The organism is Corallococcus sp. CA053C, assembly GCF_003611675.1.
In the GTDB taxonomy this organism is placed as follows: Bacteria; Myxococcota; Myxococcia; order Myxococcales; family Myxococcaceae; genus Corallococcus.
Window position 1 is genome coordinate 26037 of sequence record NZ_RAWA01000056.1, and the last position, 7220, is coordinate 33256.

7 protein-coding genes are annotated in these 7220 nt (G+C 71.6%); 3 read left to right on the forward strand and 4 right to left on the reverse strand.

Annotation, left to right across the window (positions count from 1 at the left end; genetic code table 11):
- Nucleotides 1–10 precede the first annotated feature (10 nt).
- The 3 genes from D7V97_RS10560 (at nt 11) to D7V97_RS10570 (ending at nt 3644) form a co-directional block, all read left to right on the forward strand.
- The gene (locus D7V97_RS10560; protein WP_120610484.1) at nt 11–769 is read left to right on the forward strand and encodes a ZIP family metal transporter; all 759 of its coding nucleotides are present in this window, start codon (nt 11–13) and stop codon (nt 767–769) included.
- A gap of 7 nt (nt 770–776) precedes the next feature.
- Nucleotides 777–1580 carry a bifunctional 2-polyprenyl-6-hydroxyphenol methylase/3-demethylubiquinol 3-O-methyltransferase UbiG gene (locus tag D7V97_RS10565; RefSeq protein WP_120610485.1) on the forward strand — a complete coding sequence of 268 codons (804 nt, stop codon included), beginning with the start codon at nt 777–779 and terminating at the stop codon, nt 1578–1580.
- A 342-nt stretch (nt 1581–1922) separates the two neighbouring features.
- Nucleotides 1923–3644 (forward strand): sigma 54-interacting transcriptional regulator, encoded by a 1722-nt coding sequence (locus D7V97_RS10570; RefSeq protein ID WP_120610486.1) that lies wholly within the window; start codon nt 1923–1925, stop codon nt 3642–3644.
- A gap of 19 nt (nt 3645–3663) precedes the next feature.
- Here the strand turns inward: D7V97_RS10570 and D7V97_RS10575 are convergent, their stop codons facing one another.
- From D7V97_RS10575 to D7V97_RS10590, 4 genes are read right to left on the reverse strand one after another with little or no spacing between them, the layout of a single operon-like run.
- The gene (locus D7V97_RS10575) at nt 3664–4161 is read right to left on the reverse strand and encodes a GDYXXLXY domain-containing protein (RefSeq protein ID WP_120610487.1); all 498 of its coding nucleotides are present in this window, start codon (nt 4159–4161) and stop codon (nt 3664–3666) included.
- Nucleotides 4158–5261: a DUF4401 domain-containing protein gene (locus D7V97_RS10580; protein ID WP_120610488.1), complete on the reverse strand. Its 1104-nt coding sequence runs from the start codon at nt 5259–5261 to the stop codon at nt 4158–4160. Before D7V97_RS10580 ends, D7V97_RS10575 begins: the two co-directional genes overlap by 4 nt.
- Nucleotide 5262: 1 nt before the next feature.
- Nucleotides 5263–6276: a DUF2157 domain-containing protein gene (locus tag D7V97_RS10585; RefSeq protein WP_120610489.1), complete on the reverse strand. Its 1014-nt coding sequence runs from the start codon at nt 6274–6276 to the stop codon at nt 5263–5265.
- A 49-nt stretch (nt 6277–6325) separates the two neighbouring features.
- On the reverse strand, nt 6326–7219 hold the full coding sequence (locus tag D7V97_RS10590) for an alpha/beta fold hydrolase (RefSeq protein WP_120610490.1): 894 nt from the start codon (nt 7217–7219) through the stop codon (nt 6326–6328).
- Between the last annotated feature and the right edge of the window lies 1 nt (nt 7220).

A 7220-nucleotide genomic window follows, 5' to 3' on the forward strand; every position in this document is an offset into this window, starting at 1 on the left:
TGCGCGCCCCATGTCGCCGGTCGTGGCCGAAGTCCTCCTGTACTCCTGCATCGTCGTGATGAGCGCGCTGGCCGGCGCGCTGGTGGTCGTCTTCAACGACCGTTCCACGCGGCTGGTGACGTTCCTGGCCTTCGCCGCGGGCGTGATGTTCGGCGCGGCCTTCTTCCACATGCTCCCGGAGGCCTACGAGGGCGGTGGTTGGTGGGCCTTCGCGCTCGTGCCCATGGGCTTCCTCTTCGTGCTGGTGCTGGAGCGCTACCTCGTCGCCCACACCTGCGAGGAGCCGCCGGACTGCGCCGAACACGTCCACGGCCACGCGCTGGGCCTCAGCGCGTTCCTGGGCCTGTCCACGCACACGCTCTTCGACGGCATCGCGCTGGGCTCCTCCGTGAAGGAGGGCGTGGGCGCCATGGCGCTGCTCGCCATCACCGCGCACAAGGTGCCCTCGTCGCTGTCGCTCGCGTCCATCCTCCAGGCGGAGGGCAAGAAGCGCGGCACCATCCTCGCGTACACGGCGCTCTACGGCCTGATGGTGCCGGTGGGCGCGGTGCTCTACTTCGGCTTCGACGCCGTGCTGCGCTTCGAGTCGCTGGCGCCCAAGGCGCTGGCCTTCTCCGCGGGCACCTTCCTCTACATCGCCGTGTCGGACCTGCTGCCCCACGTGAACAAGCACGGGCGCGACAAGCCCGGCCGCAACCTGGTGGCATTGGCAGCCGGGTTGCTGGTGATGTTCATGCTGGCCCGGCTCCTGGGGCACACGGAGCACTGAAGGCACCATGGAACGACGCAAGGACTGGTACGAGCACCCGGAGTACTACGAGGCCATCTTCGGCACCGACACGGTGCGCGAGGCGGACTTCCTCCAGGCGCTGAGCCAGCGCTACGGCACCGGGGGCCCCCAGTGGCTGGAGCCCGCGTGCGGCGCGGGGCGCCTGGTGGAAGAGGCCGCGCGCCGGGGCCTGCGCGTCGCGGGCTATGACTTGTCGGAGGCCATGCTCGCGCACGCGCGCAAGCGCCTCACCCCGGCCGAGCGCCGGCGCGTGAAGCTGTCGCAGGCACGCATGGAGGACTTCTTCGACCCCGCGCTGGAAGGTCGCGTGGACCTGGCCCACACCCTGGTCTCCACCTTCCGCTACCTGGACAGCGAGAAGGCCGCGGTGGAGCACCTCACGGGCACCCGGCGCCTGCTCAAGCCGGACGGCATCTACGTGCTGGGCTTCCACCTCACCGACTACGCGCGCTCCGGCCCCGAGCACGAGCGCTGGGTGGGACAGGTGGGCCCGGACAAGGTCGTGTGCAACACGCACGAGGGGCTGCCGGAGAAGCGCCTGCGCCGCTCGCCCATGCGCAACCGGCTGCGCGTCACCGGTCCCGACAAGGACTGGCTCATCGAGACCACCTGGTACTTCCGCACCTACGACGAGCCCCAGGTGAAGCGCCTCTTCCGCAAGGCGGGCCTGCGCGTCGCCGCCGCGTTCGACTTCGACTACGACCTCGAGTCGCCCGTGGGCCGTGGCAGTCCCCGGTTGGACCGCGTCTTCGTCCTCCAGCCGGACGCCGCCGTGGGTGGTGGGGAATGACCCAGCTACCTCGTCTGTAGAGGCGGCGAGCGCCGCGTCAGGCCTGGGCCGGCGGAGCTGCGTTCTCTCAGGACGCGCCTGCGTTCCATCAGGACGCAATCGGTGGCGGAGGGTGCGCGGGAGCCCTTGAAATCACAGGGTTTCCTCGTTGGCACGACATCCGCAAGAGCGTTGGTCCATACGCCGGCAACGGCGTGTACCGCATCCGGATGCATTCGGAGCGCGGAAGGAGGGGCCGCTCCTTCCGCGCTCTCCATCATCATCTCCGATAGAGTTCCGCGTCTGATTTCAGGACGGCTTCGCCGGTCTGCGGTGGCGCGGCTTCCGCACGGAGGCGAGGGGATGCGAGACGAGTTGGCGCAGCTCATGGCTGCGCTCAGGGATTCCAGGGACTTCGAGACGGCAGCGGCGGCAACGCTGCGTCGGATGCTGGCCGCGGCGGAAGTCGCGGTGGCGTCCAGCCGCTACGCGGGTCGGGCCCGGGTCCTGCGCGGCATCGTCCACCTGCGTCCCGGAGAGGCGTACCGACGACTGGCGGCGCTGGAGGTGGGCGCCCGGGAGACGACGGACGCGGGTGTCGGGACGCCCTTCTTCACCTCCGCCACGGCCTGGCGCGCGGTGGTGGAGCACCGCTCGGCGGTGTCCATCGACGTGAACATCGGCACGGTGCAGCCGCACGCGCCGGACGCGCCGGTGACGGGCGACCCGGGACTCGCGGGCTTCCACAGCAACGAGAGCAAGCAGCGCTTCCTCGGCCGTCACGCCACCCACGTCTGCGTGCTGCCCCTGCGCACGCCCGCGGGCATGGAGGGGATGATTTCGCTGGAGGCCGAGTGCCTCGCCGCGATGGGCCAGGAGTTCGTCTGGCGCGACGCCGGGGACCTGCTCCAGCTGCTCACGGACATCGCCGCGCCGTACCTCACCGCGCTGCCGCAGCGGCCGGTGGCCACGCCGGAGGTGGACGAGTTCCTGCCCGTGGTGGGCCGCTCCATGGCGGAGCTCCTGCCCATCCTCCGGGTGTTCGCGCAGCAGGACGAGACCATCCTCGTCAGCGGCGCCACCGGCTCGGGCAAGTCGCGGCTCGCGCGCTGGTGCCACGAGCGCTCCAACCGCCGAGGCAAGCCCTTCGAGACGCTGGACCTGGTGACGGTGCCGGAGGACCTCCAGATGGCGGAGCTCTTCGGCTGGAAGAAGGGCGCCTTCACCGGCGCGACGCGCGACGCGCCGGGCGTGGTGGCGCGCTCGGACGGCGGCACGCTGTTCATCGACGAAATCGACAAGCTGTCGCTGAAGGCGCAGGCGGGCCTGCTGCACCTGCTGGAGTCGCGCAGCTACCGGCCTCTGGGCGAGGGCACCGGCGAGAAGCACGCGGACGTGCGCTTCATCATCGGCACCAACGCGGACCTGCATGCGCAGGTGCGGGCCGGCCGCTTCCGCGAGGACCTGTACTACCGCGTGAACGTGCTGCCCGTGCGCATGCCGCCGCTGCAGGACCGGCAGGACGAGATCCCCCTCTGGGCGCGGTACATGGTGAACCGCCGCCACCGCGAGCGGCTGCCGGACGGCTCCGCGCGCCTGGCGCCGGAGGCGGAGCAGCTGCTCGTCACCAGCTCCTGGCCGGGCAACCTGCGGCAGCTCGACAACATCGTGCGGCGCGCCTACTCGCTGGCGATGGTGGAGCACGCCGGGGCCGCGGGCGACCTCGTGTTGCAGGAGAAGCACGTCGCGCGGGCGCTGTACTACGAGCAGGCGCCGGGCAGCCGTCCGCTGCCGGAGGCGCTGCGGGCCGCGGCGCAGGCCTTCGTGGGAGAGGCGCTCCGCCGGGGCTCCCCCCTGGACCTGGACCTCGCGGACGGCTTCCGGGGACTGGTGCTGGGGCTCGCCATCCGGCAGGTGGGCCGCGACGAGGCCTTCCGCCTGCTGGGCCGCGAGAGCCTGGTGAAGAACCGCAACCATCACAAGGCGCTCAAGCGCGAGCTGGAGAAGGTGGACGCGCTCTACAAGGCGCTGGGCGAGGACGGGTCGCCCTTCTCCGACCTGCTCGAAAGCGAAGAGGCCGCGTGAACCCCGCGGCCGCGCCCCGTCACTTCACGGCGCGGCCCAGCAGCTGGTAGTTCGCGTCGCGCAGGCCCACGAGCACGCTGGTGCCGTTGTCCATCACGCGCAGCTCGCCGTAGCGCGCCAGGGCATAGCGGTCCGCGTGGCCCTCCTGGAAGAAGAAGGCCTCCGCGCCCAGACGCAGGCGCAAGTTGCGGACGCGGAAGCGCACGCGCACCTCATCCGGGGCCAGCGGGGTGCCCGGCTTCTCGTAGCGCACGAACGCGCCCACGTCGTGCGCGTCCAGGTGCAGCACCACGTTGCCGTCCTCCTGGGGCGCCTCGATGCCCTCGCGCCACGTCTGGCTGATGGCGTAGTCGAGCACCATGTAGTCGCCCTGGATGAGCGAGCGCGGATCCACCGGGGCCAGCTGCAGCAACACCGTCCGGCCCCGGGCCAGCACGGCTTCCTTCTGCACGACGAGCGCGACCGTGGCGACCAGCACCAGGGCGAGCCCTCCGAAGATGACGGCGCCGCGTTTCATCGGGCCTCCGCGAGCACGGCGGGTTCCCGCCGAACGAAGAACTGCCGCACGCCCAGCAGGACCAGCCCGCTGCCCACGAGCGCGAGCGCCTTGGCGAGCAGGGTGAGCTGGAGGTCGTAGTAGTAGTACGCACCGAACGTCAGCAGGAACGCCACCGCCAGGCCCAGCATCACGCTGCTGCGACGGTGGAAGCCGAGCGTCAGCATCAGCCCCGCGGCGAGCACACCCGGCGTGTTCAAGGTCATCCCCGTGAGCAGCACCAGCGCGGCGAGCGCGGGAAGCCAGGCCGCGCGCTCCTGCGAGAGCCCCTGCTCGCGGATCACCTGCCACCCCGTCCCCAGGGCCATCAGGGCCAGCGGAACGGTGAGCCACACGCCCGGCGCGAACTTTTCGTTGTAGAGGTAGTGGAAGCCGTCCTGGGACCCCACGGCGCTGCGGAACAACAGCCAGCCGGGCACCGCGCACGCGAGCGCGAAGGCGATGGGGCCCACGCGGGACCCCAGCGGGCCCTGCCGCAGCCGGGGCTCGAAGAGCAGCAGGCCGCAGAACGCCGCCGCGCCCACGAGCATCCACAGGTCCACGCCCACGCCCTTCATCGCCTCCGACGCCAGGACGCCCACCGCCACGAGGATGCCCAGGGTGGCCAGGAAGTAGAGGATGACGTCGGGGAACCAGGCCAGCAGCGCGACGCCTACCACCACTGCCAGCACCGACATGGCGACCACGCTGTCGCTGGCCTCCCCCATGCCGTACAGCAGCGCGCCCACGCCGGACAGACACGAGGCCAGGGCGAGCTGCTCCATGAAGGGCCCGTGGGTCGCCCGTCGCAGGAAGACCGCGCCCACGCACAGCACCAGGCCGAGGGCGCCGAGCGCCGCCTCCTCCCGCCACAGCCCGACGCAGGCGAAGAAGCTGAGCATGAATGCGGAGGACAGCCACGCGCCCATGCCGGCCAGGGCCTTCACGAACCAGGGAGAGGCGCCCAGGGTCCGCTGCCGGACCTCCAGCGCCGTGCGGGCGCGCGACTCCACCTCCGCGTCCACCTGGCCTTCGGCCACCAATCCCGTCAGGACCTCACGCATCGAGGGTCGCAGGGCCATGTCAGGTCTCCTCCGTGACGCCGGTGGCTTGGGACTCACGGCGCAGCCAGTACACGGCCAGCGCCACCTCGCCGATGATCAGCAGCGGCAGGATGAAGAGGGTCAGCTCCTCCGCGTGCGTGGCCTTGATGAGGAAGTAGCCCACCGCCGTGTTCACCAGCGTCATCACGCACAGCGAGCCCAGCGTGAGCAGGAACAGCTCGCCGTGCAGGTGGCGGTGCAGGGCCACGATGGCGCCCAGCGCCGCGAGCAGCAGCAGGAACGACAGGCCGGTGGCGAGCGAGCGGTCGTCGCTGTCGACGATGAACACCACCGCTGCACCGAGCAGCGGCGTCATCGCCATGATGGCCAGGACGCGGGGCATCCACCGCCCCTGGAGCCAGGACACCCGGCGGTTGGCGAAGTGCTCGTAGGTGGCCCAGGCGAAGCCGTTGAGCAGGCCGAGCAGCAACGCGAGCTGTCCCTCCCTGGAGGCGCTCCAGTCGCGCATGCGCTGCTCCCAGAAGAGGATGACGCCGGTGTTGATGAGCACCAGCTGCAGCATCCACAGGGGCGTGAAGCGCGCCAGCGCCACCCACGGCAGGATGAGGACGCTCCATCCGATGAACAGCTCATACGGATCCGCGCCCGTCTGGTACGTCTGTCCGTACACGGCGAGCAGCGGGCCCACGAGCACCGCGGACGCGAGCAGCGCGAACTGGCCCGCGGGCCGGTCCCCCAGCCGCCACGCGCCCACGGCCGTCCCGGTGATGCCCAGGGCGACGAGGCCCAGCTTCGCGAAGCGTCCCATCTCCGCCCAGTTGTAGGCGAAGAAGTACACCACGCCCGCCAGCACCAGCAGCGAGCCCAGGCCCATCAGCGTCGTGGACAGGAACGTGCGCCAGGCGGAACGCGACGGCGTGGCGACGGCCAGGTGCAGCGCGCGTCGGTACGCGTCCGGGGACAGGATTCGGGCGTCCGCCAACGCGTGCAAGCGTTCAGGCGTCGCCTCCAGGTCGAGGAAGTCTTTCGGCACGGCACGGGACTGTACCCGGTTCGCGCGCCCGCTGGAGCCTCGCGTCCGCTCAGCCGCCGGTGGCTCCCTGACCCAGGAAGGCCTTCAGCTCGGGGAGCACGCGCTCGGGCCGCTCCAGGTGCGGACTGTGTCCGCAATCCACGCGCAGCACGCGGGCCTGGGGCAGCCTCTTCGCGGCCTCGTCCGCGAGCGTGAGGGGCAGCGTCTCCTCGCGCTCGCCCCAGACGAGCAGCACCGGCACCTTCACCTCACCTAGTCGCTCGCGGCGGTGGAACACTGGGCCCGTCAGGGGCACGAGCGCGTTGAAGGCCTGGGCCGCCTCCGGCCGTCCGCCCGGCACGGCCATCAACTCATAGCCCAGCGCCCCCAGCCGCTCCCCCAGCGGCGTCGGTGGGGGCGGCAGCATCCGGGACATCGCCCAGGGGCCCAGGTTGCGCGCCAGCCGCTCCGGCCCCGCGCGGAAGAACAGGCGCGAGGCGCGCGTCATCTCCGGCCCCAGCCCCATCGCGTCCACCAGCACCAGCCGCTCCACCGGCACCGTCCCGCGCAGCGCCAGTTCCAGCGCCACCAGCCCGCCCAGCGAGTGGCCGACCACCGCCACCGGCCCCGGCTCCAGCATCCCCAGCACCTCCTCCACCGGCCGGGTGAAGAACTCCACCGCGTCCTCCGCCGACCGCACGCGCGTGTCCGACGCGGTGGACTGGCCAAAGCCGGGCAGGTCCAGCGCTAGGACGCGGTGGCTCCGGGCGAGCACCGTCAGGTAGGGGAACCAGTGCGTTGCCGAGTGGCCCCGCCCGTGCAACCACACCACCGTCGGCCCCGACCCGGCCGCTCCCGGGCTCCCTTCGAGGATCCGCACCGCGCCGCCTCCGGGCAGCCAGTGCACCTGGGGCACCACGGCGGGGGCCAACTGGGCCAGGAGCCCCGCTTCCACGGGGCCCACG